Source organism: Pseudomonas sp. W15Feb34, from assembly GCF_023127765.1.
Taxonomy (GTDB): Bacteria; Pseudomonadota; Gammaproteobacteria; order Pseudomonadales; family Pseudomonadaceae; genus Aquipseudomonas; species Aquipseudomonas synxantha_A.
In genome coordinates, this window is the sequence record NZ_SPKN01000045.1 from 89,683 (window position 1) to 116,460 (window position 26,778).

Genomic DNA, 26,778 nt, shown 5'->3' on the forward strand with positions numbered 1-26,778 from the left:
ATGCAGCGCTTAACGCATCACTGCGGCTTCTTGCGACCAAAACCAGGACGCTGACCCGAACCTGCCGGGGCGCCACGGCGCTTGCCCGACGGTACATCAGCTACCAGTTTCGGGCCAGGGCGCTTGTTCGCCGCTGGCTTGGCTGGACGCTTGGTACTGGCATTGTCGGCCGGGCGATCGGCTTCACCACGGTTGCTGCGACCGCCGCTTGGCGCTTCGCCACGGGCCGGGCGCGGTGTGCGTGGTGCACGATCACCTTCCTGGCGGGACGGTGCGGTTGGGCGACGCTCACCTTCGATCTGCGGCTCGCGAGAAATACGACCGCCGGTTGCCGGTGCATTCAGCGCCGGGCGCAAGGTGCGAGCCACGCGCTCGGTACGCGCAACAGGGCGCGACGATTTACGCTGCATACGCTCAAGCTTGTCTTTGCTCTTGGCGTTCATCTGCGGCATGGCGACAGGCGTCAGGCCAACTTCGGCGCTGAGGATGTCGACTTCGTACTGGCTCATTTCGCGCCAGCGGCCCATCGGCAGGTCGGAGTTCAGGAACACCGGGCCGAAACGCACGCGCTTGAGGCGGCTGACCACCAGCCCCTGGGATTCCCACAGGCGACGCACTTCACGGTTACGCCCTTCCATCACCACGCAGTGGTACCAGTGGTTGAAACCTTCGCCGCCTGGCGCCTGCTTGATGTCGGTGAACTTGGCCGGGCCGTCTTCCAGCACCACGCCGGCCTTGAGGCGTTCGATCATCTCGTCATCGACTTCACCGCGTACACGCACGGCGTATTCACGATCCATCTCGTACGACGGGTGCATCAGGCGGTTGGCCAGTTCGCCGTCAGTGGTGAACATCAGCAAGCCGGTGGTGTTGATGTCCAGACGACCGATGTTGATCCAGCGGCCTTCCTTGGGCTTGGGCATCTTGTCGAACACGGTCGGACGGCCTTCCGGGTCGTCACGGGTGCAGATTTCGCCATCGGGCTTGTTGTACATGATCACGCGGCGCACCGATTCGGCGGCCTCTTCACGCTTGATGACCTTGCCATCAATGGTGATTGCATCGTGCAGGTCGACGCGCTGGCCGAGGGTAGCCTCGACGCCGTTGACCTTGATGCGCTTCTGGGTAATCCAGGCTTCGACGTCGCGGCGCGAGCCCACGCCGATACGCGCCAGCACTTTTTGCAGCTTTTCGCCTGCTGGGCCGATTTCCTGGTCTTTCTGGTCTTGGTCATTCATCGTAAGCACCTCCCGGTGGGTCGATTCAGGCGTGGCCTGAGGGGTCTTGAAAGCGGGGCCTTGGCCGAATAGGTCGGCAAGGGGTCGCGAATCATACGCGCATGGCGCGTGTTGCGCATCACAGACTAGTCGATAACGTCCAAGTCATTTGCTTTTCCGCCGACCGGTGGCACCAAGCGCCAGCAATCGCAGCTCGGCTTCAGCCAGCACCGTGCGCTTGTCGACTTTGTCGAGCTTCTTCCAGGCGCGGATTTCGCGCTTGCTGCGGCCACAACCGACGCAGATGTCGTTGGCGAACTTGCAGATGCTGATGCACGGGTCTTTGGTGGAACTCATGTTTTCTCCCAGACAATCCAGACCAATGGAGACAATGGAGATCCAATGTGGGAGGGGGCTTGCTCCCGATAGCAGTGGATCAGTTGATGCATCTGCTGCCTGACACTCCGCTATCGGGAGAAAGCCCCCTCCCACAGTTTTTATTGCGTCAGTCTTCGAGTTGGCGGCGTTCGTTTTCGATGGCTTCGGCCAGCGCCCGGGCTTCGTCTTCTTCGTCGCTCAGCGGCGGCTGTTCCAGGGCGGCGACGGCGGCCAGCAGTTTTTCCCGGGCATCGGCGACGCCGAGGATGTCTTCTTCGACTTCGGGCTCGGGTTCAACGTTCACCTCGGTCTGCGGCTCGTCGGCAGCATCACGCAACAGGTCGTCAAAATCAGTCTTGATCCCTTGCTCCATATCATCGAGCTCCAACAACAGCGTATGGAAGCTGGTTTCGTCCTTGGGCTCCTCCGGCTCGGCGCTGGCATCGGCCAGTTCCTGCAGGCTTTGCGGCACCGGCGCATCGTCGAAGTCGAGCACCGGCTCGGCCTCCATTTCGCGCAGTTCAGCCAGGGGCGGCAGGTCGTCGAGGTTCTTCAGGTTGAAATGATCGAGGAACACCTTGGTGGTGGCGAACATCGCCGGTTTGCCGGGCACGTCGCGGTAACCCACGATGCGGATCCACTCGCGCTCCAGCAGGGTCTTGACGATATGGCTGTTGACCGCCACACCACGCACGTCCTCGATTTCGCCACGGGTAATCGGCTGGCGATAGGCGATCAGCGCCATGGTCTCCAGCATTGCCCGCGAATAACGCTGCGGCCGCTCTTCCCACAAGCGCCCCACCCACGGCGAAAACTTCTCACGGATCTGCAGGCGATAACCCGACGCCACTTCGCGCAACTCAAAGGCACGGCCGTCGCAGGACTTGCGCAGGATCTCCAGCGCCTTCTTGAATACCGGCGGCTCCGGGCGTTCAGCTTCTTCAAAGAGTTCGAACAGGCGCTCCAGGGATTGCGGTTTACCCGAGGCCAGGAGAAAGGCCTCCAGCAAGGGTGCCAGTTCGCGGGGTTCAGTCAGATTCATCGATTCAGCTCGTTATTCGGCTCGCGCCCGCACGTGGATAGCCGCAAAAGGCTCATTCTGCACCAGCTCGACCAAGGATTCCTTGACCAGTTCGAGGATCGCCATAAAGGTCACCACCACACCTAGTCGGCCTTCTTCGGCGGTGAACAGCTCGACAAACGGCACAAACCCACCACCCTTGAGGCGCTCCAGCACATCACTCATGCGCTCGCGGGTAGACAGCGCTTCGCGGCTGACCTGGTGGCTTTCAAACATATCGCCACGGCGCAGCACCTCGGCCATGGACATCAGCAATTCTTCCAGGCTCACGTCCGGCAGCAATTTGCGCGCACGGGCCTCGGGTGCGTCGAGCTTGGGCACCACCACATCACGGCCCACGCGGCTCAGGCCGTCAATGCCTTCGGCGGCGGCCTTGAAGCGTTCGTACTCCTGCAAGCGGCGGATCAGTTCGGCGCGCGGGTCATCCTCTTCGGCTTCGACGGTCTCCGAACGCGGCAACAACATGCGCGACTTGATCTCGGCGAGCATGGCGGCCATCACCAGGTACTCGGCGGCCAGCTCCAGGCGCACCGACTGCATCAGCTCGACGTAGCCCATGTACTGACGGGTGATTTCTGCCACCGGGATGTCGAGGATATTGATGTTCTGCTTGCGGATCAGGTACAGCAGCAAGTCCAGCGGGCCTTCGAAGGCTTCCAGGAAGACCTCCAGGGCATCCGGTGGAATGTACAGGTCCAGGGGCATTTCCATGACCGCCTGGCCATAGACCATGGCGAACGGCAGTTCCTGCTGGGCGCCGGCCTGGGGATCAGCGGTTTCCACGGCCGACATTCAGGCCTCGACCATAAATGGCGCCGGATCGCCACAGCCCACACGCACCACTTCAGGCTCGCCGTCAGCCAGGTTGATCACCGTCGAGGCTTTGTTGCCGCCGTAGCCGCCATCGATGATCAGGTCGACATGCTTTTCCAGCAGGCGCCGCATTTCGTAAGGGTCGTACAACGGTTCGGTTTCACCGGGCAGGATCAACGACACGCTCATCAGCGGCTCACCCAGCTCGGCCAACAGCGCCAGGGCTATCGGGTGTTCCGGCACGCGCAGGCCGATGGTGCGCTTCTTGGGGTGCAATAACAGGCGCGGCACTTCGCGGGTGGCATTGAGAATGAAGGTATAAGGCCCCGGCGTATGGGCCTTGAGCAGGCGGAACGTACCGGTGTCGACCTTGGCGAACAGGCCCAGTTGAGACAAGTCGCTGCAAATCAGTGCGAAGTTGTGCTTGTCGTCCAGCTGGCGCAGGCGCCTTACACGCTCGACCGCGCCTTTGTCGCCGATCTGGCAACCGATGGCGTAGGACGAATCAGTTGGATAGATCACCACGCCGCCGGCTCGGATGATCTCCACGGCCTGTTTAATCAGGCGCGCCTGAGGGTTTTCCGGATGAATCTGGAAGAATTGACTCACGTGCTCTACCTGTTCAGACGGTGGCAATAATGGGGTCATGCTTGAATCGCCCCCACAACAGCGGCAGATCTTCCGGGACCTGGCGATACTCGCCAATCTCGGACCAGCCGCCTGGGCCATGAAAATCACTGCCGGCACTGACCAGCAGACCAAATTCGCGAGCAAGGATCGCCAGGCTGCCGACCTGTTCCGCCGGTTGATGCCCGTTGACCACCTCGATCGCGTGGCCACCCGCACCAATATAGTCGCTGATCAGCTTGCGGCGCTTGCTGCGGGTGAAATCGTAATGCCAGGGATGCGCCAGGCTGACCCAGGCCCCGGAAGCCCGCAAGGTCTGGACGGTGTCTTCCAGGGTCGGCCAATGCAGCTTCACATCGCCCAACTTGCCGGCCCCCAGCCATTTGCGAAAGGCTTCGGCGCGATCCTTGACATAGCCTTCGCGCACCATCCAGTCGGCAAAGTGCGGACGGGCCGGTGCGTTGCCGCTGTCACCCAGTTCCTGCTGGATGGCACGGGCGCCGTCGAGGGCGCCGGGCATACCTTTAAGGCTGAGCTTGCGGCTTATTTCTTCGGACCGCAGCCAGCGGCCATCGTGCAATTGGGCAATGGCCGCCACCAACGGCGGGGCATTCTGATCGAAACCGTAGCCAAGTACATGAATGGTGGCGCCGCCCCAGGTGCAGGACAATTCCACCCCGTTGACCAGTTGCATGCCCAAAGAACGCGCGGCTTCGCGGGCTTCATCGAGACCCTCGAGGGTGTCGTGGTCGGTCAACGCCAGCACTTGCACGCCTTTTTCAAACGCACGCGCAACCAGTACCGCGGGCGCCAGGGCGCCGTCGGAGGCCGTGCTGTGGCAGTGCAAATCAACATTCACGTGGGTATGTAACCTCAAGTCAGCTGGCGCTATCGCAACCAAGGATGTTTGTTATTATGCCGCCACATCCAGCTTCTGGCTCTTACTGTGAAACAATTCATCGACTTCATCCCGCTGTTGCTGTTTTTCATCGTTACCAAACTCGACCCCAGGGTCATCGAAATCGCCGGTCACGAGCTGTCGTTCGGGGGTATCTACAGTGCCACTGCCGTATTGATCATCAGCTCCATCGTGGTCTACGGCGCCATCTTCATCTCCCAGCGCAAGCTGGAAAAAAGCCAATGGCTGACCCTTATCGCCTGCCTGGTCTTTGGCGGACTGACCCTGGCCTTCCACAGCGAAACCTTCCTTAAATGGAAAGCCCCGGTGGTCAACTGGCTGTTTGCCCTGGTCTTTATCGGCAGCCACTTCATCGGTGACCGCCTGCTGATCAAGCGGATCATGGGCCACGCGCTGACCTTGCCGGAACCGGTGTGGGTGCGCCTGAACGTGGCCTGGATCGTGTTTTTCCTGTTCTGCGGTGCCGCCAACCTGTTCGTGGCCTTTACCTTCCAGGACTACTGGGTCGACTTCAAGGTGTTCGGCAGCCTGGGCATGACCGTATTGTTCCTGATCGGCCAGGGGATCTACCTGTCGCGTCACCTGCATGACACCGCGCCTACCACGCCGAAAACCGAGGACTGACATGCTCTACGCCATCATTGCCACCGATATTGCCAACTCGCTGGAAAAACGCCTGAGCGTACGCCCCGCCCACGTCGAGCGCCTTAAACAGCTGCAAGCCGAAGGCCGTATCGTACTGGCCGGCCCGCACCCGGCGGTCGACAGCAATGACCCGGGCGACGCCGGTTTCACCGGCAGCCTGATTGTCGCCGAGTTCGCCTCCCTGGCCGACGCCCAGGCCTGGGCCAAGGCCGACCCCTATGTCGCAGCAGGCGTCTACGCTGATGTGGTGATCAAGCCGTTCAAGCAAGTCCTGCCTTGAACCCGGCTGCGTCGAACCTAATCGTTTCGGCGCACTCCTAATGGCTCACGGCGGCACCGGTGGGGTCGTCGCCGTCGACAATGGCTAAATCGAGTGAGTCATGAGCGAGCTGTTACTGATAGATGATGACCAGGAGCTCTGTGAGCTGCTGAACAGTTGGTTGAGCCAGGAAGGCTTCCAGGTGCGCGCCTGCCACGATGGCCTGAGCGCCCGCAAAGCCTTGGCCGAAGCCGCCCCGGCGGCGGTGGTGCTCGACGTGATGTTGCCCGACGGCAGCGGCCTGGAGCTGCTCAAGCAACTGCGCAACGACCACCCGGAACTGCCGGTGCTGATGCTCTCGGCGCGGGGCGAACCCCTGGACCGCATCCTCGGCCTGGAGCTGGGCGCCGACGACTACCTGGCCAAGCCTTGCGATCCGCGCGAACTGACCGCCCGCCTGCGTGCCGTATTGCGCCGCAGCCACCCGACCGCGGTCTCGACCCAGCTTGAGCTGGGCGACCTGTGCTTCAGCCCGGTGCGCGGCGTGGTGAGCATCGATGACCAGGAGTTCACCCTGACCGTCTCCGAAAGCCGCCTGCTCGAAGCCTTGCTGCGCCAGCCCGGCGAGCCCCTCGATAAACAGGAACTGGCGCAGATCGCCCTGGGCCGCAAGTTGACCCTTTACGATCGCAGCCTGGACATGCACGTCAGCAACCTGCGCAAAAAGATCGGCCCGCACCCGGATGGCCGGCCGCGGATCGTGGCGCTGCGCAGTCGCGGCTACTACTACAGCCTCTAGAGGCAGCCTTACCAAATCTTTACCCTCCGCTGACGGCGGCTGACCTTGCGCTGCGTAACCTACTCACATCCGGACTCACCGGAATAGAGACAGGAGAATCACCATGCGCAAGACCCTTATCGCTTTGATGCTCGCCGCTGCACTGCCTACCGTTGCCATGGCCATGCCTGAAGGCCCAGGCCCGATGGGCGGCCACGAAGGCCACATGATGGGCGGCCCGGGCCACGGTGAACACGGCCCGCGTGGTAAAGGCGGCCCGTTCAGCCAGCTAGACTTGAGCAAGGAACAGCGCGAGCAGATCCGCAAGCTGATGGGTGACCAATGGCACGCTCGCAAGGACCTGACCCAAAAGTACCTGGACAAACTCCCGGCCGCTGACCAGAAAGCCATGCAGGACGAGATCGCCGCCGGCAAGCAGAAAACCCAGGCCAATATCCGCGCCGTGCTCAAGCCTGACCAGCAGAAGCAATACGACGAGATCGTCAAGAAGCAAGCCGAGCGCCGCGCCGAGTGGAAGCAATTCCAGGAATGGAAAGCCCAGCAAGCGCAAAAAGCGCAATAATGCAAACGTAATGCCTACGGCCCAGTGGTTCACACCACTGGGCTTTTCCTGTTTGAGGGTTTCCTGTGCGTTCATTGTTCTGGCGTATCCTGGCGAGTTTCTGGCTGGCCATCGCCCTGGTTGGCGGGTTGTCGATTCTGCTTGGGCATATGCTCAACCAGGACGCCTGGATTCTCAGCCGCCACCCCGGCCTGAACAACCTGGCGCAAGAGTGGACGCAACTCTACGAAGCCCAGGGTGAGGACGCCGCCCAGGACTTGCTGCAACAGCGCAAACGCCAGTACCACATCGATGTGCAAGTGCTTAACGAGAGCGGCGAGCCGGTGGTGCGCGGTACCTTCCCGCGTCGCGCCGCCGCCTTTGAAGCCCGGCAGAATGACAGCCAGGACGGCCACCTGCCCTGGCGGCGCCTGACCGCCGAGTACACCAGCGACAAAACCGGCGACACCTACCTGCTGATCTACCGCATTCCCCACCCGGAGTTGGAAGCCTGGCACCGCAGTAGCCTGCTGTGGCCGCTCAGTGCCCTGGCAATCACCCTGGTGGTGTTGACCCTGTTCAGCCTGCTGGTGACCTTGTCCATCACCCGCCCACTCAGCCGCCTGCGCGGCGCGGTGCATGACCTGGGGCAAACCACCTATCAACAAAACAGCTTGGCGCAACTGGCCAACAGGCGCGACGAATTCGGTGTGTTGGCCAATGACTTCAACCGCATGGGCGCGCGCCTGCAAAGCCTGATCGGTAGCCAGCGCCAGTTGCTGCGCGACGTGTCCCACGAACTGCGCTCGCCCCTGGCACGCTTGCGTATCGCCCTGGCCCTGGCCGAGCGCGCCAGCCCCGAAGAACGGGAAAAACTCTGGCCACGCCTGACCCGCGAATGCGACCGCCTGGAAGCCTTGATCAGCGAAATCCTGGTCCTGGCGCGGGTCGACGCCGACAACGCCAGCGCCGAAGACATTGACCTCAACCCATTGCTCAAGACCCTGCAAAAGGACGCCCAGCTCGGCGCGCCCGAGCAAGTGGTGCACCTCAGCACCGACGTCGACCTGCGGCTCAAGGGCTGGCCGACCATGATCGAGCGCGCCGTGGATAACCTTCTGCGCAATGCCCAACGCTTCAACCCGGCCGGCCAACCGATTCAATTGCAGGCCCAGCATCAAAACGGGCGCATTCTGATCAGCGTACGCGACCACGGCCCCGGCGTTGATGCCGAGCACCTGGGCCAACTGGGCGAGCCGTTTTACCGTGCGCCGGGCCAGACTGCGCAAGGTCATGGCCTGGGCCTGGCCATCGCCCGCCGTGCTGCCGAGCGCCATGGCGGCACCCTGATCCTGGCCAATCATCCCGACGGCGGTTTTATCGCCAGTATCGAACTGCCCTTGATCCCAGGGGCTGCCACACCGGTGTGATGTTCTTCTATAGTGGCCCTTCTCTTACGGAGGGCCTTAGATGACTGACCTGCTGACTCCCATCCAAGCTGCACTCGATTTACCGCACATTGCGCTGCCCGAGACCTCGGCAGGCGCGCTGCCCTCGTCCTTCGCCGTGACCGACCTGGCCGTCGCCAGCATCGGCGCCGCTGGCCAGGCTGTTGCCCAGTTGATCCAGCAACAGGCCGGGCGGCTGCCCAGCGTCAGCGTGGATCGGCGTCTCGCCTCGCTGTGGTTTTCTTCGTCGATTCGCCCAGTGGGTTGGCAAGTACCGCCGCTGTGGGACCCAGTGGCCGGTGACTACGCCAGCGCCGAGGGCTGGATTCGTCTGCACACCAATGCACCCCATCACCGTGCAGCGGCCGAACGGGTGCTTGGGCCTGTGGCCGACCGCGCCGAGATGGCGACCAAAGTCGCTACATGGAACGCCGCAGAACTGGAACAGGCCATTGTCGACGCCGGCGGTTGTGCGGCGCAGATGCGTACGTGGCAAGCCTGGCAGCAGCATCCGCAAGGCTTGGCGGTGAATGCCGAAGAGTTGATACAGCGTCAGGTCTTCGACACTGGTATCGACAAACCCTGGCTTGGCTCACCTGCGCGCCCGCTGGCCGGTATCAAGGTGCTGGACTTGACCCGCGTATTGGCCGGCCCCGTGGCCAGTCGTTTCCTCGCCGGATTGGGTGCAGATGTACTGCGCATTGATTCGCCAACCTGGAACGAACCGGGCGTGGTACCGGAGATGACCCTGGGCAAGCGCTGTGCCCGCCTCGACCTGAAAAGCCCTGAAGGCCGGCAGGTATTCGAAGCCTTGCTCAAGCACGCTGACGTACTGTTCCATGGTTACCGCGCCGATGCACTGGAACAGCTGGGTTACACCCTCGGCGAGCGCCAACATATCGCCCCCGGCCTGATTGACGTCAGCCTCAATGCCTATGGCTGGAGTGGCCCGTGGCGTAACCGTCGCGGTTTTGACAGCCTGGTGCAGATGAGCAGCGGGATCGCCGAGGCGGGCATGGCCTGCAAGCAAGCGGATAAGCCCGTGCCGCTGCCGGTGCAGGCGCTGGATCACGCTACCGGTTACCTGATGGCCGCCAGTGCGATCCAGGCCTTGAGCGAGCGGTTTGCGTCAGGTCGGGGCGGTTCGGCGCGGTTGTCACTGGCGCGCACGGCCAAGTTGCTGGTGGACGCAGGACAGGTGCCGCAGCAGGCAGCGTTGCGCGGCGAAGACATCAATGATCAAGGCTTGGTGGTAGAGCAGACCACCTGGGGCCAGGCCCATCGGTTACTGGCGCCGCTGAGCATCAGTGGCACGCCGTTGCAGTGGGATTTGCCGGCAGGGGAATTGGGCGCGCACCGGCCTCAGTGGTGAACTGAAGACCGCCATCGGGGGCAAGCCCCCTCCCACTTTTGAATGTATTCACACATCAAATGTGGGAGGGGCTTGCCCCCGATGAGGCCATCACAGTCACTATCAATCCCCGCGATTCAACGACGTCCACAAATGCTGCGCTGCATACGCCCTCAACGGCCGCCACGCCTCGGCCCGCGCCAGCAACTGCCGTGCCGACACCGGCCCGCCTTCCAGCGCCGTCAGCGCATTGATCAAGCCGATGTCCCCCGACGCAAACGCATCCGCCTCGCGCAACTGGCGCATGGCGATGTACTGCGCGGTCCAATCGCCAATCCCCGGCAATGCCACCAAGCGTGCAACACCGTCCTTGAGACTGGCCTTGGGCTCGAAAATCCGAGGGTCATCCAACAACGCCTGAGCCACACCGGACAAGGTACGACCTCGCGCCTTGGGCATGCCCAGGGCCGCCAGGTCCGCCGCCGCCAGCACCTCGGGTGCCGGGAACAGGTGAGTAATACCGGCGTGGGGGGTTTGCAACGGCTGGCCATACTGCGCCACCAGCTTGCCCGCCAACCGGATCGCCGCCGCCACCGTGATCTGCTGGCCCAGCACTGCGCGAATGGCCAACTCCAGGCCGTCCCATGTACCCGGCAACCGCAGCCCTGGTCGAGCCGCAACCAGTTGCGCCATCAACGGGTCCCTGGCCAATTGCAGGTTGATCACGGCGGGCACGGCATCCAGATCGAACATCCTGCGCAGGCGCCGCTCGATCTCGGGCAGCGCGGCCGGCTCGGGAAAGTCCACCGTCACTTCCAGCCAGTCCCCCGCCCCCGGCGCGACGCTGATCCAGCCATGTCGCCCGGCCACACTGATGCTGCGTCGATACACACCGGCCACCACGGTTTCCAACCCGGTGATTGCCCGCGCCGATAAGAACTCCACCATCGCCGCCCAGTCATAAGGCGGTTGATACGCCAACCTCACAGCGACAATACCCCGCTATACAGCCCGTACGCAGCCAACCCGGCGCCCGCGATCACACAACCGAAAATGCCTTTTTCAAGCGAGGTAAACAACGGGCGGCCCTGCTCCCGCTTGGCCAGGGCAAACAGGATCACACCCGGTGCATACAGCAGCGCCGACAGCAGCAAATATTTCAAACCGCCCGCATACAACAGCCACACCGCGTAACCGAGGGCAATCAAGCCTACCAGCAGATCCTTCATGCGTCGGCGCTGAGCGCCTTGATAGGTTTCGCCGCGCGCGCTCAACAGCACCGCATAGGCCGCCGACCACAGGTACGGCACCAGAATCATCGACGACGCCAGGTAGATCAGGGTGGTGTAGGTACTGGCCGAAAACAGCGTGATCACCAGAAATGCCTGGATCATCACATTGGTCAGCCACAACGCGTTAACCGGCACCTGATTGGCATTTTCCTTTTTCAGGAACGCCGGCATGGTCTTGTCATGGGCAGTGGCATAGAGGATTTCCGCGCAGAGCAACGCCCACGAAAGCAATGCCCCGAGCAGCGAAACCGCCAGGCCGAGGCTGATCAATATCGCGCCCCAGGGCCCGACAATGTGTTCCAGCACGCCCGCCAGGGACGGGTTCTGCAACTGCGCCAGTTCCGGCTGGCCCATGATGCCCAACGACAGCACATTCACCAGCACCAGAAGCGCCAGCACGCCCAGGAAACCAATCACCGTCGCGCGCCCCACATCCGAGCGTTTCTCGGCCCGCGCCGAGTACACACTGGCGCCTTCGATACCGATAAACACAAACACCGTGACCAGCATCATGTGGCGCACCTGCTCGACCACGCTGCCCATCTGCGGATTGCCCAGGCCCCAGATATCACGGGTGAAGATGTCGGCCTTGAACGCTACGGCGGCAATCACGATAAACATCAGCAGCGGCACGATCTTCGCCACGGTGGTGATCTGGTTGATGAACGCCGCTTCCTTGATCCCGCGCATCACCAGAAAATGCACCGCCCACAGCAACAGCGATGCACAACCGATGGCCAGTGGTGTATTGCCCTGACCGAACGCCGGGAAAAAGTAACCCAGGGTGCTGAACAGCAACACGAAATAGCCGACGTTGCCCATCCACGCACTGATCCAGTAGCCCCAGGCCGACGAGAACCCCATGTAATCGCCGAAGCCGGCCTTGGCGTAGGCATACACCCCGGAATCCAGTTCCGGTTTACGGTTGGCCAGGGTCTGGAACACAAACGCCAGGGTCAACATGCCAACCGCGGTAATGGCCCAACCGATCAGCACCGCGCCTACTTCGGCGCGGGCCGCCATGTTTTGCGGGAGCGAGAAGATCCCGCCGCCGATCATCGAACCTACTACCAGGGCGATCAGGGCACTGAGCCGAAGTTTCTGGGCTGGTTGGGACATGCAGGTTCCTCGCAATAAATGTTTGAGCCGGCCACCGCGCACTCAACTAATTCAATTTAATGACGCTAGCGTTTCATAACATAAGGGTATGTAAACGCAGGAAGTTTAGGCTTATTTAGAATTTAAATACGGCAATTATGAAGCGCTCGTCAGGCAACATCCAAAAAGTTTGCACATTCGCAAATACGAACTAGCGTCAACACCCATGCCCCGGACCAAATGATTAACCACATTGTAGGAGACCGCTCTAGCGAGCGCCTTTGCACAGGCCGTGTCGCCCCGCAACTGCCACCCTAAGTCGTTAATTCACAATGGAATGTGCCAATGAAGTGATCTGAGTCAGCTGTTTTATTAGCGCACGGAATTATTCTGTGATCTCTCTTCTCCTGCATTGGAGTCACGCAATGTCTGATTCTCCCGGAAAACTTAGGCTTGGTGCGCTGGTTGCACTTGTCGTGGGCTCAATGATTGGCGGCGGGATCTTTTCACTTCCGCAAAACATGGCCGCCAGTGCCGACGTAGGCGCCGTGTTGATTGGTTGGGTGATCACCGCCATCGGCATGTTGACCCTCGCATTCGTGTTCCAGACCCTCGCCAACCGCAAGCCCGATCTCGACGGCGGGGTGTACGCCTACGCCAAGGCCGGTTTCGGCGATTACATGGGGTTTTCATCAGCCTGGGGCTACTGGATCAGTGCCTGGCTGGGCAACGTCGGGTACTTCGTACTCTTGTTCAGCACCCTGGGTTACTTCTTCCCGATCTTTGGCGAAGGCAACACGCCAGCGGCGGTGATAGGTGCCTCGGTACTGCTGTGGGCGGTGCACTTTCTGGTGCTGCGCGGCATCAAGGAAGCAGCGTTCATCAACCTGGTGACCACCGTTGCCAAGGTGGTGCCGCTGCTGCTGTTCGTGCTCATCGCCCTATTCGCGTTCAAGCTGGACATCTTCACCGCAGACATCTGGGGCGTAAAAAACCCCGACCTGGGCAGCGTGATGAACCAGGTGCGCAACATGATGCTGGTCACTGTGTGGGTGTTCATCGGCATCGAAGGCGCGAGCATCTTTTCCTCCCGTGCCGAGAAACGCAGCGACGTGGGCAAGGCCACCGTGATTGGTTTTATCACGGTGCTGCTGTTCCTGATGCTGGTGAACGTGCTGTCTTTGGGGATCATGACCCAACCGGAACTGGCCAAGTTGCAGAACCCGTCGATGGCTGCCGTGCTTGAGCATGTGGTCGGCCATTGGGGTGCGGTGCTGATCAGCGTCGGCTTGATCATCTCGCTGCTGGGCGCGTTGCTGTCGTGGGTGCTGCTGTGTGCGGAGATCATGTTTGCCGCCGCCAAGGACCACACCATGCCGGAGTTCTTGCGCAAGGAAAACGCCAACCATGTGCCGGTCAACGCCCTGTGGCTGACCAACGCGATGGTGCAGATATTTTTAGTGATCACACTGTTTTCCGCGAGCACCTACCTGTCGCTGATCTACCTCGCCACCTCGATGATCCTGGTGCCTTACCTGTGGTCGGCGGCCTACGCCCTGCTGCTGGCGGTGCGTGGCGAAACCTACGAAAACGCGCTCAAGGAGCGCAAGAAAGACCTGTTCATCGGCGCCGTCGCCCTGATCTACGCGATCTGGCTGCTCTATGCCGGCGGCACCAAGTACCTGCTGCTCTCCGCCCTGCTCTACGCCCCCGGCGCGATCCTGTTCGCCAAGGCCAAGCGTGAACTGGGCAAACCGATTTTCACCAACGTCGAGAAGCTGATTTTCGCCGCAGTGGTCATTGGCGCCCTGGTGGCGGCCTATGGGCTCTACGACGGCTTCCTGACTCTGTAATTGTATGTTCACTGGAGGATCTGTAATGACCACGGAAAAAGTTAAGTACGGCGTACATTCCGAAGCCGGCAAACTGCGCAAAGTCATGGTGTGCTCCCCAGGTTTGGCCCACCAGCGGCTGACCCCCAACAACTGCGACGAGCTGTTGTTCGATGACGTGCTGTGGGTGGCCCAGGCCAAACGCGACCACTTCGACTTCGTGACCAAGATGCGCGAGCGGGATATTGATGTGCTGGAAATGCACAACCTGCTCACCGATATCGTCGCCATCCCCGAAGCGCTGGACTGGATCCTGCAACGCAAGATCACCGCCAACACCGTGGGCCTGGGCCTGGTCGACGAAGTCGGCTCGTGGCTGCGTAGCCTGGAGCCGCGCAAGATCAGCGAGTATTTGATCGGTGGCGTATCGGCCGATGACCTGCCGAGCAGCTTTGGTGGCAAGACCATCGAGATGTTCCGCGACTTCCTCGGCCACGCCAGCTTCATCCTGCCGCCGCTGCCCAACACCCAGTTCACCCGCGACACCACCTGCTGGATCTACGGCGGTGTAACGCTCAACCCGATGTACTGGCCGGCGCGACGCCAGGAAACCCTGCTGGCCTCCGCCATCTACAAGTTCCACCCGGAATTCACCAACGCGGACTTCCAGATCTGGTACGGCGACCCCGACCAGGAGCACGGCGCTGCCACACTGGAAGGCGGCGACGTGATGCCGATTGGCAATGGCGTGGTGTTGATCGGCATGGGCGAGCGCTCGTCCCACCAAGCCATCGGCCAACTGGCGCGCAACCTGTTCAAGAACAAAGCGGTGGAGCGCGTCATCGTGGCCGGCCTGCCCAAATCCCGCGCAGCGATGCACCTGGACACCGTGTTCAGCTTCTGCGACCGCGACCTGGTCACCGTCTTCCCGGAAGTGGTCAACCAGATCGTGCCGTTCACCCTGCGCCCTGACGAAAGCAAGCCTCACGGTATCGACATTCAACGGGAGAAAACCAACTTCCTCGAAACCGTCGCCGCGGCCCTCAACCTCAAGGCGCTACGTGTCGTCGAGACCGGCGGCAACAGCTTCGCCGCTGAACGCGAGCAGTGGGATGACGGCAACAACGTAGTGGCCGTGGAACCCGGAGTGGTGATCGGTTACGACCGCAACACCTACACCAACACCTTGCTGCGCAAGGCCGGTGTGGAAGTCATCACCATCAGCGCCGGTGAGCTCGGCCGTGGCCGTGGCGGCGGCCACTGCATGACCTGCCCGATCATCCGCGACCCTATCGACTATTAAGGAGATTCCATCATGGCTTTCAATATGCGCAACCGCAGCCTGCTGTCGCTGATGCACCACACTACTCGCGAACTGAACTACCTGCTGGACCTGTCCCGCGACCTCAAACGCGCCAAATACACCGGCACCGAGCGTCCGCACCTGCAAGGCAAGAACATCGCGTTGATCTTCGAAAAAACCTCGACCCGCACCCGCTGCGCCTTCGAAGTCGCGGCCCATGACCAGGGCGCCCACGTCACCTATATCGACCCGGTGTCGTCGCAGATCGGCCACAAAGAAAGCATGAAAGACACCGCCCGCGTCCTGGGTCGGATGTTCGATGCCATTGAGTACCGTGGCTTCGAACAGGAAATCGTCGAAGAGCTGGCCAAGTTCGCCGGTGTGCCGGTGTTCAACGGCCTCACTGCCGAATTCCACCCGACCCAGATGATCGCCGACACCCTGACCATGCGCGAACACAGCGACAAGCCGCTGCATGACATCAGCTACGCCTACCTGGGGGACGCCCGCTACAACATGGGCAACTCGCTGCTGATGATCGGCGCCAAGCTCGGCATGGACGTGCGCATCGGCGCGCCGAAAGCGCTGTGGCCCCATGAAGATTTCATCAAACAGTGCCAGGCCTTTGCCGAGGAAAGCGGCGCACGCATCACCATCACCGAAGACCCGAAAGAAGCAGTGAAGGGCGTGGACTTCATCCACACCGATATCTGGGTGTCCATGGGCGAGCCGGTGGAAGCGTGGGACGAGCGTATCGAGCAACTGCTGCCGTACCAGGTCAACGCCAAGATGATGAAAGCCTCGGGCAACCCCCGGGTGAAATTCATGCACTGCCTGCCGGCGTTCCATAACAGCGAAACCAAGGTCGGCAAGGACATCGCTGCGCGCTATCCGCACCTGGCCAATGGTGTGGAAGTGACCGAGGAAGTCTTCGAGTCGCCGGCCAATATCGCGTTTGAGCAGGCGGAAAACCGCATGCATACCATCAAGGCGATCCTGGTGTCGGCGTTGGCGGATATCTAACTCTCACTGTCGGAACAGGGTTCAAAAATGTGGGAGGGGGCTTGCTCCCGATAGCGGTGGCTCAGCTATAGATAGATTGACTGTCCTGCCGCCATCGGGAGCAAGCCCCCTCCCACATTGGGCTCTGCTCACACCCTAAAAGGATTGCATTATGCGCATCGTCGTAGCCCTGGGCGGCAATGCCCTCCTGCGCCGTGGTGAACCCATGACCGCAGACAACCAACGCGCCAATATCCGCATCGCTACCGAACAGATCGCCAAGATCCACGCCGGCAACGAACTGGTGATCGCCCACGGCAATGGCCCGCAGGTCGGCCTGCTGTCGTTGCAGGCGGCGGCCTACACCAGCGTCTCACCCTACCCGCTGGACGTACTGGGCGCTGAAACCGAAGGCATGATCGGCTACATCATCGAACAGGAACTGGGCAACCTGCTGGACTTTGAAGTGCCGTTCGCCACCCTGCTCACCCAGGTGGAAGTGGACGCCAAGGACCCGGCCTTCCAGAACCCCACCAAGCCTATTGGCCCGGTGTATGCCAAAGCCGAGGCGGAACAACTCGCCGCCGAAAAAGGCTGGGCCATCGCACCCGATGGCGACAAATACCGCCGTGTGGTTGCCAGCCCGCGCCCCAAACGCATCTTTGAAATCCGCCCGATCAATTGGCTGCTGGAGAAAAAAGCCATCGTGATCTGCGCCGGCGGCGGCGGCATCCCGACGATGTATGGCGAAGACGGCAAGCTGCGCGGCATTGAAGCGGTGATCGACAAAGACCTGTGCTCCTCCTTGCTGGCCGCGCAACTGGACGCCGACCTGCTGGTAATCGCCACCGACGTCAATGCCGCTTTTATCGACTTCGGCAAGCCAACCCAGAAGGCCATCGGCCAGGCCCACCCGGACGACATGGAAAAACTCGGCTTCGCCGCGGGCTCCATGGGCCCCAAGGTACAGGCAGCCTGCGAGTTCGCCCGCCAGACTGGCAAAACCGCGGTGATCGGTTCACTCTCGGACATCGAAGCCATCGTCCAGGGCAGCGCCGGCACCCGCATCAGCACGGCCACACCTGGCATCACCTATCTGTGAAGTAGAGGAGAAACGCCTATGGCTATCTTTGAACCCGGTCACTTGCACGTCGAACGTCACGCGCTCAACAAGGACGACTACAGCTACAACCTGTGCATCGACTATGAAGTCAGCCAGGACCCCAAGGAAGGCAAAGGCATGTTATTCAAACTGCACGGTTCGGTGCAGGGCAAGGACCTCAAGGAGGAGTTCTTCCTGCCCAAGGACCAGGCATTCGACTTTGCGCGGCATGCGATGAACATCGCGCAGAAATACGGCATGCCGAAAGTCGCGGTGTTGAACGGCTCGATGCACAAGCAGTACGACTTGATGTTCGAGGATGTGCGGCATCAGTTGGATGTGAAGCCAGGCGACCCGGTCAAACCCGAACACCTGGAGTAACACGCCTGCACTGACACAATACAGTTCAAAATGTGGGAGGGGGCTTGCTCCCGATAGCAGTGTGTCAGCCACAGGTTGATTGGCTGATCCACCGCAATCGGGAGCAAGCCCCCTCCCACATTTTGATCTCCATCATTTGTCAGATTTCACCTGCGCCCCGCGCCAAGGCATACTTGCCGCCTCTGCTCTCCAGAATTGCTAGCACCCCATGCGTATCCACGTCAGCTTCATCGACCGCGTCGGCATCACCCAGGAAGTCCTGGCCTTGCTCGGTGGGCGCAATCTCAACCTGGATGCGGTGGAGATGGTGCCGCCCAACGTCTATATAGACGCCCCCACCCTCAGCGCCGAGGTGCTTGAAGAACTGCGCGATGCGCTGTTCAGCGTGCACGGCGTGCAAGCGGTGAAGGTGGTCGACATCCTTCCGGGCCAACGCCGCCACCTGCAACTGGACGCCCTGCTGGCAGCCATGACCGACCCGGTGCTGGCCCTGGACAGCGCGGGCAAGATTTTGCTGGCCAACCCGGCATTGATCACGCTGTACGGGCGCGAACCGGCCGGCGAAAGCATCGCCGAGCTGTTCAACGACCCCGCGCTGCTGGAGACCTTGCTGGAGCATGGCTTTCGCTTGCCGTTGCGCGAGATCAGCGTCAATGGCCAGACCCTGCTGCTGGACGCCACGCCGATCACCGACGCCGGAGCCCTGCTCACCCTCTACCAGCCCAACCGCATCGGCGAACAGCTATCGGCGCTGCACCACGACCATGCCGAAGGTTTTGATGCGCTGTTGGGCGAATCCCCGGCGATCCGCACCCTCAAGGCCCGGGCACAACGGGTGGCGGCGCTGGATGCACCGCTGCTGATCCAGGGCGAAACCGGCACCGGCAAGGAGCTGGTGGCCCGCGCCTGTCACGCGATCAGCACGCGCCACAGTGCACCGTTTTTGGCGTTGAACTGCGCGGCGCTGCCGGAAAACCTCGCCGAAAGCGAGTTGTTCGGTTACGCCCCTGGCGCCTTTACCGGCGCCCAGCGCGGTGGCAAGCCAGGGCTGATGGAACTGGCGAACCAGGGCACGGTGTTTCTCGATGAGATCGGCGAGATGTCACCGTACCTGCAAGCCAAGTTGCTGCGTTTTCTCAATGACGGCAGCTTTCGTCGGGTGGGCGGTGACCGTGAGGTGAAGGTCAATGTGCGCATCCTCAGCGCCACCCACCGCGACCTGGAAAAAATGGTCACTGAGGGCACCTTTCGCGAAGACCTGTTCTACCGCCTCAACGTGCTTAACGTTGAAGTGCCGCCACTGCGCGAACGCGGCCAGGACATTCTGCTGCTGGCCCGCTATTTCATGCAGCAAGCCTGCGCGCAGATCCAGCGCCCGGTCTGCCGCCTGGCGCCCGGCACCTATCCAGCGCTGCTGGGCAACCGCTGGCCGGGCAATGTGCGCCAGCTGCAAAACGTGATCTTCCGCGCCGCCGCCATCTGCGAGGGCAGCCTGGTAGACATCGGCGACCTGGACATCGCCGGTACGTCGGTGGCGCGCCAGAGCGATGGCGAAGTCGACAGCCTGGAACAGGCGGTGGAAGACTTCGAGCGCGATCTGCTGGAAAAGCTCTACGCCAGCTACCCCTCGACGCGCCAGCTCGCCAGCCGCCTACAGACCTCACACACCGCAATTGCCCATCGCTTGCGCAAATACGGCATCCCCAACAAGCCCTGATTCAAGTTGGAATACAAACAAATGTGGGAGGGAGCAAGCCCCCTCCCACATTTGGAGAGCATTCCAAAATTTGGTCCAGGAACGACATTCAGTGTACTGAAAGCGCTACAGCGTAACGATATCGCTACAACCCTGTTTTTTACGCGCCATGCAAGGCTTTGATCCACATAGGCTTTTTTTCAAGCACTCGACTGTAGCGAAATCGCTACAGCTAAATGCACTAACGTCATAACCGATTTTATTAACCTGTTGATTTATAACGAATTAATAACCTTGGCCGCAATATTGCTAAGCAACTCCCCATTATTCCAATCCCGTCCACCAGACGATTCTGGCCCTGAGGAGTTTCCATGAGCGAGTTGCGTTTCACTGAAGATCACGAATGGCTGCGCGCCGAAGCCGATGGCAGCGTCACCGTGGGTATCACCGCTTTTGCGCAGAACGCGCTGGGTGATGTGGTTTTCGTGCAACTGCCGGAGTTGCAGGCTTACGACAAGGGCGCCGAAGCCTCCACCGTGGAATCGGTCAAAGCCGCCAGCGGCGTCTACATGCCGCTGGACGGTGAAGTGCTGGAAGTGAACGACAAACTCGATGGCAGCCCGGAACTGGTCAACGAAGACCCGATGGGCGAAGGCTGGTTCTTCCGCTTTAAACCCGCCGACGCCGAGGCAGTGGCTAAGCTGTTGGATCAGGATGCGTACGACCGTCTGATCAAAGCCAACGCTGAAGCTTGAGGAGCGCGCCATGACCGTTAATCTGACCACCGCCAACGAATTCATCGCCCGCCACATCGGCCCGCGCCAGGAAGATGAGCAGCAAATGCTCGCCAGCCTGGGCTTTGATTCCCTCGAAGCCCTCAGCGCCAGCGTGATCCCGGAAAGCATCAAGGGCACCAGCGTGCTCGGCCTGGAAGACGGCTTGAGCGAAGCCGAGGCCCTCGCCAAGATCAAGGCCATTGCCGGGCAGAACCAACTGTTCAAAACCTACATCGGCCAGGGCTACTACAACTGCCATACACCGTCGCCGATCCTGCGCAACCTGCTGGAAAACCCGGCCTGGTACACCGCTTACACGCCATATCAACCCGAGATTTCCCAGGGCCGCCTGGAAGCGCTGCTCAATTTCCAGACCCTGATCAGCGACCTTACCGGCCTGCCGATCGCCAACGCCTCCCTGCTCGACGAAGCCACCGCCGCCGCCGAAGCCATGACCTTCTGCAAGCGCCTGAGCAAGAACAAAGGCAGCAACGCGTTCTTCGCTTCGGTGCACAGCCACCCGCAAACCCTCGACGTATTGCGCACCCGTGCCGAACCTTTGGGCATCGATGTGGTGGTCGGCGATGAGCGCGAGCTGACCGACGTCAGCGCATTCTTCGGCGCCCTGCTGCAATACCCGGCCAGCAACGGCGATGTATTCGACTACCGCGAACTGACCGAGCGCTTCCACGCTGCCAACGCACTGGTAGCCGTGGCCGCCGACCTGCTGGCCCTGACCCTGCTGACCCCGCCGGGTGAATTCGGCGCCGACGTCGCCATTGGCAGCGCACAACGCTTCGGCGTGCCGCTGGGCTTCGGTGGCCCGCACGCGGCGTACTTCTCCACCAAGGATGCATTCAAGCGCGATATGCCAGGCCGTCTGGTCGGCGTGTCGGTAGACCGCTTCGGCAAGCCGGCCCTGCGCCTGGCCATGCAGACCCGCGAGCAACATATCCGTCGCGAGAAAGCCACCAGCAATATCTGCACCGCCCAAGTGCTGCTGGCCAATATCGCCAGCATGTACGCCGTGTACCACGGCCCCAAGGGCCTGACCCAGATCGCCCAGCGCATTCACCAACTGACCGCGATCCTGGCCAAGGGCTTGACGGCCCTGGGCTTGAAAGTCGAGCAGCAACACTTCTTCGACACCCTGACAATCAACACCGGCACCCACACCGCCGCCCTGCATGACAAGGCCCGCGCCCAGCGCATCAACCTGCGCGTCGTGGACGCCGAGCGTGTTGGCCTGTCGGTCGACGAAACCACTACCCAGGCTGATATCCAGGCCTTGTGGGCCATTTTCGCCGACGGCAAAACCCTGCCGGCCTTTGCTGCAACCGACAGCACCCTGCCTGCCGCCCTGCTGCGCCAGTCGCCGATCCTCAGCCACCCGGTGTTCAACCGTTATCACTCGGAAACCGAGCTGATGCGCTACCTGCGCAAGCTGGCCGACAAGGACCTGGCACTGGACCGCACCATGATCCCGCTGGGCTCGTGCACCATGAAGCTCAACGCCGCCAGCGAAATGATCCCGGTGACCTGGGCCGAGTTCGGTGCCCTGCACCCTTTCGCCCCCGCCGCGCAAAGCGCCGGCTACCTGCAACTGACCACCGAACTGGAAGCCATGCTCTGCGCGGCCACCGGCTACGACGCGATCTCCTTGCAGCCCAACGCCGGCTCCCAAGGTGAATACGCAGGCCTTCTGGCCATCCGCGCCTATCACCAGAGCCGCGGCGAAGAACGTCGCGACATCTGCCTGATCCCGTCGTCGGCCCACGGCACCAACCCCGCCACCGCCAACATGGCCGGTATGCGCGTAGTGGTGACCGCGTGCGATGCGCGCGGCAACGTGGACATCGAAGACCTGCGCGCCAAGGCAATCGAGCACCGCGAGCACCTCGCCGCGCTGATGATCACCTACCCGTCCACTCACGGTGTGTTCGAGGAAGGCATCCGCGAAATCTGCGGGATCATCCACGACAACGGCGGCCAGGTGTACATCGACGGCGCCAACATGAACGCGATGGTCGGCCTCTGCGCACCGGGCAAGTTCGGTGGCGACGTATCCCACCTGAACCTGCACAAGACCTTCTGCATCCCCCACGGCGGTGGCGGCCCGGGTGTTGGCCCGATTGGCGTCAAGTCGCACCTCACACCGTTCCTGCCCGGCCACGCGGCCATGGAACGCAAGGAAGGCGCGGTATGCGCAGCCCCGTTCGGCAGCGCGAGCATTTTGCCGATCACCTGGATGTACATCAGCATGATGGGCGGCGCCGGCCTCAAGCGCGCGTCGCAGTTGGCGATCCTGAATGCCAACTACATTTCCCGTCGCCTCGAAGAGCATTACCCCGTGCTCTATACCGGGAGCAACGGCCTGGTGGCCCACGAATGCATCCTCGACCTGCGTCCGTTGAAAGACAGCAGCGGCATCAGTGTGGACGACGTGGCCAAGCGCCTGATCGATTTTGGTTTCCATGCGCCGACCATGTCGTTCCCGGTGGCCGGCACCTTGATGATCGAGCCGACCGAAAGTGAATCCAAGGAAGAACTGGACCGCTTCTGCGACGCCATGATCGCCATCCGCGAAGAGATCCGTGCAGTGGAAAACGGCACGTTGGACAAGGACGATAACCCGCTGAAAAACGCACCACACACCGCAGCTGAATTGGTGAGTGAGTGGACGCATCCATACACCCGCGAACAAGCGGTGTACCCGGTGCCGTCATTGATCGAAGGCAAATACTGGCCACCGGTTGGCCGGGTCGACAACGTGTTTGGCGATCGCAACCTGGTGTGTGCGTGCCCGTCGATCGAGAGCTATGCATAACTGAAGAGGTACTCAGTCTAAATGTGGGAGGGGGCTTGCTCCCGATAGCGGAGGGTCAGTTATTAGATCTGGTGACTGACGCACCGCCATCGGGAGCAAGCCCCCTCCCACACTTGACCGAGTACGGCCTCAAGAATAATAAGAAACCGGAGAACAACCATGTCCCTTAGCGTGTTCGACCTGTTCAAGATTGGCATCGGCCCCTCCAGCTCCCACACCGTCGGCCCGATGCGTGCGGCGGCTCGATTCGTCGAGGGCCTCAAGCGTGACAACCTGCTGAGCGCCACCACCGGCATCAAAGTGGAACTCTATGGCTCGCTCGGCGCCACCGGCAAAGGCCACGGCAGCGACAAGGCCGTACTGCTGGGCCTGGAAGGCGAACACCCGGACACCGTCAATACCGAAACCGTAGCTGCCCGCCTGGCGCAGATGCGCAGTGACGGGCGCCTCAACCTGCTCGGTGAACACAGCATTGCGTTCAACGAGAAAGAACACCTGGCGATGATTCGCAAACCCCTCGCCTATCATCCCAACGGCATGATCTTCCGCGCCTTTGACGCCGCCGGTATCCAGATTCGCAGCCGCGAGTACTACTCGGTCGGTGGTGGGTTTGTGGTGGATGAAGACGCTGCCGGCGCCGACCGGATCGTCGAAGACGCCACGCCCTTGACCTTCCCGTTCAAGCACGCCAAGGACCTGCTCGGCCATTGCACCACCTATGGCCTGTCCATCAGCCAGGTGATGCTGACCAATGAGAGCGCATGGCGCCCTGAAGCGGAAACCCGCAGCGGCCTGTTGAAAATCTGGCAGGTCATGCAGGACTGCGTCGACGCCGGCTGTCGCAACGAAGGCATCTTGCCCGGAGGCTTGAAGGTCAAGCGCCGGGCGGCGGCGCTGCACAGGCAGTTGTGCAAGAACCCCGAGTCCGCCCTGCGCGACCCGCTGTCGGTGTTGGACTGGGTCAACCTCTACGCCCTGGCGGTCAACGAAGAAAACGCCAATGGCGGGCGCGTGGTCACCGCGCCCACCAACGGTGCAGCGGGGATCGTGCCGGCGGTGCTGCATTACTACATGCGCTTTATCCCGGGCGCTAACGAAGACGGCGTGGTGCGCTTCCTGCTCACCGCCGCCGCCATCGGCATCCTGTACAAGGAAAACGCCTCGATCTCGGGCGCCGAAGTCGGCTGCCAGGGTGAAGTGGGCGTGGCCTGTTCCATGGCCGCGGGCGCCCTGTGCGAAGTGCTGGGCGGCAGCGTGTCCCAAGTGGAAAACGCCGCCGAGATCGGCATGGAACACAACCTCGGCCTGACCTGCGACCCGATTGGCGGGCTGGTGCAGGTGCCGTGCATCGAGCGCAATGCGATGGGCTCGGTAAAGGCGATCAATGCGGTGCGCATGGCCCTGCGGGGCGACGGGCAGCATTTTGTATCCCTCGACAAGGTCATCCGCACCATGCGCCAGACCGGCGCCGATATGAAAAGCAAATACAAGGAAACCGCCCGTGGCGGTTTGGCGGTCAACATTATCGAGTGCTGACGCCCACAAGCGCGCCGGCACGTTTTTCAGGAGCTGAATATGTCCACCGAAACCCTGTTGAAAACCCCTCTGCACGCCCTGCACCTCGAACTGGGCGCACGCATGGTGCCCTTCGCCGGCTACGACATGCCGGTGCAGTACCCGCTGGGTGTGATGAAGGAACACCAGCACACCCGTGATCAGGCCGGGTTGTTCGACGTGTCGCACATGGGCCAGATCCGACTGACCGGTGCCAATGCCGCCAAGGCCCTGGAAACCCTGGTGCCGGTCGACATCATCGACCTGCCGGTGGGCATGCAGCGCTACGCCATGTTCACCAACGAGCAAGGCGGCATCCTCGACGACTTGATGGTGGCCAACCTGGGCAACGACGAACTGTTCCTGGTGGTCAATGCCGCCTGCAAGGACCAGGACCTGGCACACCTGCGTCAACATATCGGCGACCAATGCACCATCGAACCGCTGTTCGAAGAACGCGCCCTGCTGGCCCTGCAAGGCCCGGCTGCGGTGAAGGTGCTGGCGCGGTTGGCACCTGAAGTCACCCGGATGACCTTTATGCAATTCGCCACCATGCGTTTGCTGGGCGTGGACTGCTATGTCAGCCGCTCCGGCTATACCGGTGAAGACGGCTTCGAAATCTCCGTGCCGGCTGAAAATGCCGAAAGCCTCGCACGCAGCCTGCTGGCCGAAGCCGAAGTACAGGCTATCGGCCTGGGCGCCCGCGATTCGCTGCGCCTGGAAGCCGGCCTGTGCCTGTACGGCCACGACATGAACACCGACACCACCCCGATCGAAGCCAGCCTGCTGTGGGCGATCTCCAAGGCCCGGCGTGCCGATGGCCCGCGTGCCGGCGCTTTCCCCGGCGCCGACCGGATCTTCACTCAGCAACAAGCTGGCGTCAGCCGCAAGCGCGTGGGCCTGCTGCCTCAGGAGCGCACCCCGGTGCGTGAAGGTGCAGAGATTGTCGACGAACACGGCACCGTGATCGGCACCGTGTGCAGCGGCGGTTTTTGCCCGAGCCTGGGGGGCCCGCTGGCCATGGGTTACCTGGACACGGCCTTCACTGCGCTGGATACCGAAGTGTCTGCGTTGGTGCGTGGGAAAAAGGTGCCACTACGTGTAAGTAAAATGCCATTTGTGCCGCAACGTTACTATCGCGGCTGACGGATTGTTTCCATAAGTAACGCGGTTGCGTTAACGTGCACTAAACTGTAACGCAACCGCCATAAAACAGTGCATTTGCGATAGTCATTTTTAAAGGAATAGCCCTATAACAAGTGAACTACTCTATCGAATAAGTCAGCTGCTCAGCATTCAACAAAGTGTCATGCACCCCAGTAAAACCGGGGCCTTGCGCGGGGCTTGTTTTTTTCATATTAGTTGGCGTAGAGTTTGCTCACTGTGTTTGCATGGGTCGCTTGGAACCTGGACCTGGGCAGTAGCTGAAGTAGTTGCTACAACCCGTTCGACGTCTCTTAACTTTCCTGCAACCCAGCCCAGTACTCTTTCGTGTGAAAGGGGCTGTCATTAATTTTTAGCGTCAAAGGAAAGAAGAAAATGGCTGAGCGTCAGAGCGGTACCGTCAAGTGGTTCAACGACGAAAAAGGCTTTGGTTTTATCACTCCTGAGAGCGGCCCGGATCTGTTCGTGCATTTCCGCGCTATTCAGGGCAATGGCTTCAAGAGCCTGAAGGAAGGCCAGAAGGTCACCTTCGTTTCAGTTCAGGGCCAGAAAGGCCTGCAAGCTGACGAAGTACAAGCAGAAGGCTGATCCTTGCTGCGACAAAAAGCCCCTGATATGACATCAGGGGCTTTTTTATGGGCGCCATTGCGTAAACTGCGTGCTTTCTCCAGAG

At 61.3% G+C, this 26,778-nt stretch carries 25 protein-coding genes; 17 read left to right on the forward strand and 8 right to left on the reverse strand.

Annotated elements, in window-relative coordinates:
- Nucleotides 1-17 precede the first annotated feature (17 nt).
- From rluB to E4O97_RS22360, 6 genes are all read right to left on the reverse strand, one after another.
- Nucleotides 18-1,238: a 23S rRNA pseudouridine(2605) synthase RluB gene (gene rluB, locus E4O97_RS22335; protein ID WP_248162281.1), complete on the reverse strand. Its 1,221-nt coding sequence runs from the start codon at nucleotides 1,236-1,238 to the stop codon at nucleotides 18-20.
- Between the two features lie 144 nt (nucleotides 1,239-1,382).
- Nucleotides 1,383-1,574, reverse strand: coding sequence for a DUF1289 domain-containing protein (locus E4O97_RS22340; protein WP_216092016.1), 192 nt, complete (start codon nucleotides 1,572-1,574; stop codon nucleotides 1,383-1,385).
- A 148-nt stretch (nucleotides 1,575-1,722) separates the two neighbouring features.
- On the reverse strand, nucleotides 1,723-2,637 hold the full coding sequence (scpB, locus tag E4O97_RS22345; protein ID WP_032879731.1) for an SMC-Scp complex subunit ScpB: 915 nt from the start codon (nucleotides 2,635-2,637) through the stop codon (nucleotides 1,723-1,725).
- 12 nt (nucleotides 2,638-2,649) lie between these two features.
- A complete protein-coding gene (locus E4O97_RS22350) occupies nucleotides 2,650-3,348 on the reverse strand; it encodes a ScpA family protein (protein ID WP_164365898.1) in 699 nt (232 codons plus the stop codon).
- A gap of 120 nt (nucleotides 3,349-3,468) precedes the next feature.
- Nucleotides 3,469-4,098: an L-threonylcarbamoyladenylate synthase gene (locus E4O97_RS22355; RefSeq protein ID WP_003193796.1), complete on the reverse strand. Its 630-nt coding sequence runs from the start codon at nucleotides 4,096-4,098 to the stop codon at nucleotides 3,469-3,471.
- A 13-nt stretch (nucleotides 4,099-4,111) separates the two neighbouring features.
- A complete protein-coding gene (locus tag E4O97_RS22360; protein WP_078822167.1) occupies nucleotides 4,112-4,975 on the reverse strand; it encodes a PHP domain-containing protein in 864 nt (287 codons plus the stop codon).
- An 87-nt stretch (nucleotides 4,976-5,062) separates the two neighbouring features.
- Between E4O97_RS22360 and E4O97_RS22365 the strand changes: the two genes are divergently transcribed.
- From E4O97_RS22365 to E4O97_RS22390, 6 genes are all read left to right on the forward strand, one after another.
- Nucleotides 5,063-5,659, forward strand: a complete 597-nt coding sequence (locus E4O97_RS22365; protein ID WP_005790819.1) for a septation protein A — start codon at nucleotides 5,063-5,065, stop codon at nucleotides 5,657-5,659.
- Nucleotide 5,660: 1 nt separating this feature from the next.
- Nucleotides 5,661-5,960, forward strand: a complete 300-nt coding sequence (locus E4O97_RS22370; protein ID WP_005790820.1) for a YciI family protein — start codon at nucleotides 5,661-5,663, stop codon at nucleotides 5,958-5,960.
- 100 nt (nucleotides 5,961-6,060) lie between these two features.
- Complete coding sequence (locus tag E4O97_RS22375; protein WP_078822169.1) at nucleotides 6,061-6,738, forward strand: response regulator transcription factor; 678 nt, start codon at nucleotides 6,061-6,063, stop codon at nucleotides 6,736-6,738.
- 103 nt (nucleotides 6,739-6,841) lie between these two features.
- On the forward strand, nucleotides 6,842-7,300 hold the full coding sequence (locus E4O97_RS22380) for a hypothetical protein (RefSeq protein ID WP_005790823.1): 459 nt from the start codon (nucleotides 6,842-6,844) through the stop codon (nucleotides 7,298-7,300).
- Between the two features lie 65 nt (nucleotides 7,301-7,365).
- Nucleotides 7,366-8,709, forward strand: coding sequence for a HAMP domain-containing sensor histidine kinase (locus E4O97_RS22385; protein WP_078822170.1), 1,344 nt, complete (start codon nucleotides 7,366-7,368; stop codon nucleotides 8,707-8,709).
- Between the two features lie 40 nt (nucleotides 8,710-8,749).
- Complete coding sequence (locus tag E4O97_RS22390; RefSeq protein WP_248162283.1) at nucleotides 8,750-10,099, forward strand: CoA transferase; 1,350 nt, start codon at nucleotides 8,750-8,752, stop codon at nucleotides 10,097-10,099.
- A gap of 102 nt (nucleotides 10,100-10,201) precedes the next feature.
- Here the strand turns inward: E4O97_RS22390 and E4O97_RS22395 are convergent, their stop codons facing one another.
- A complete protein-coding gene (locus E4O97_RS22395; RefSeq protein WP_248162284.1) occupies nucleotides 10,202-11,065 on the reverse strand; it encodes an AlkA N-terminal domain-containing protein in 864 nt (287 codons plus the stop codon).
- Nucleotides 11,062-12,489 carry an arginine-ornithine antiporter gene (gene arcD / locus E4O97_RS22400; RefSeq protein ID WP_005790831.1) on the reverse strand — a complete coding sequence of 476 codons (1,428 nt, stop codon included), beginning with the start codon at nucleotides 12,487-12,489 and terminating at the stop codon, nucleotides 11,062-11,064. Before arcD (E4O97_RS22400) ends, E4O97_RS22395 begins: the two co-directional genes overlap by 4 nt.
- 404 nt (nucleotides 12,490-12,893) lie before the next feature.
- On the opposite strand from arcD (E4O97_RS22400), the gene arcD (E4O97_RS22405) reads away from it, so the two are divergent.
- From arcD (E4O97_RS22405) to E4O97_RS22455, 11 genes are all read left to right on the forward strand, one after another.
- Nucleotides 12,894-14,321 carry an arginine-ornithine antiporter gene (arcD, locus tag E4O97_RS22405; protein ID WP_032879725.1) on the forward strand — a complete coding sequence of 476 codons (1,428 nt, stop codon included), beginning with the start codon at nucleotides 12,894-12,896 and terminating at the stop codon, nucleotides 14,319-14,321.
- A gap of 25 nt (nucleotides 14,322-14,346) precedes the next feature.
- The gene (gene arcA / locus E4O97_RS22410; protein WP_216092020.1) at nucleotides 14,347-15,603 is read left to right on the forward strand and encodes an arginine deiminase; all 1,257 of its coding nucleotides are present in this window, start codon (nucleotides 14,347-14,349) and stop codon (nucleotides 15,601-15,603) included.
- A gap of 12 nt (nucleotides 15,604-15,615) precedes the next feature.
- Nucleotides 15,616-16,626 (forward strand): ornithine carbamoyltransferase, encoded by a 1,011-nt coding sequence (locus tag E4O97_RS22415; protein ID WP_005790837.1) that lies wholly within the window; start codon nucleotides 15,616-15,618, stop codon nucleotides 16,624-16,626.
- Nucleotides 16,627-16,777: 151 nt separating this feature from the next.
- Nucleotides 16,778-17,707, forward strand: a complete 930-nt coding sequence (gene arcC / locus E4O97_RS22420; RefSeq protein WP_248162285.1) for a carbamate kinase — start codon at nucleotides 16,778-16,780, stop codon at nucleotides 17,705-17,707.
- Nucleotides 17,708-17,725: 18 nt separating this feature from the next.
- Nucleotides 17,726-18,088: a DUF5064 family protein gene (locus E4O97_RS22425; RefSeq protein WP_005790842.1), complete on the forward strand. Its 363-nt coding sequence runs from the start codon at nucleotides 17,726-17,728 to the stop codon at nucleotides 18,086-18,088.
- 208 nt (nucleotides 18,089-18,296) lie between these two features.
- Complete coding sequence (locus tag E4O97_RS22430) at nucleotides 18,297-19,805, forward strand: sigma-54-dependent transcriptional regulator (RefSeq protein WP_248130828.1); 1,509 nt, start codon at nucleotides 18,297-18,299, stop codon at nucleotides 19,803-19,805.
- Nucleotides 19,806-20,155: 350 nt separating this feature from the next.
- Nucleotides 20,156-20,539, forward strand: coding sequence for a glycine cleavage system protein GcvH (gene gcvH, locus E4O97_RS22435; protein ID WP_032879722.1), 384 nt, complete (start codon nucleotides 20,156-20,158; stop codon nucleotides 20,537-20,539).
- Between the two features lie 10 nt (nucleotides 20,540-20,549).
- The gene (gene gcvP / locus E4O97_RS22440) at nucleotides 20,550-23,387 is read left to right on the forward strand and encodes an aminomethyl-transferring glycine dehydrogenase (RefSeq protein ID WP_248162286.1); all 2,838 of its coding nucleotides are present in this window, start codon (nucleotides 20,550-20,552) and stop codon (nucleotides 23,385-23,387) included.
- A gap of 159 nt (nucleotides 23,388-23,546) precedes the next feature.
- Nucleotides 23,547-24,923, forward strand: coding sequence for an L-serine ammonia-lyase (locus E4O97_RS22445; RefSeq protein ID WP_005790847.1), 1,377 nt, complete (start codon nucleotides 23,547-23,549; stop codon nucleotides 24,921-24,923).
- A gap of 39 nt (nucleotides 24,924-24,962) precedes the next feature.
- A complete protein-coding gene (gene gcvT, locus E4O97_RS22450; protein WP_248162288.1) occupies nucleotides 24,963-26,087 on the forward strand; it encodes a glycine cleavage system aminomethyltransferase GcvT in 1,125 nt (374 codons plus the stop codon).
- Nucleotides 26,088-26,480: 393 nt separating this feature from the next.
- Nucleotides 26,481-26,693 (forward strand): cold-shock protein, encoded by a 213-nt coding sequence (locus E4O97_RS22455; RefSeq protein ID WP_007253000.1) that lies wholly within the window; start codon nucleotides 26,481-26,483, stop codon nucleotides 26,691-26,693.
- Nucleotides 26,694-26,778: the final 85 nt, after the last annotated feature.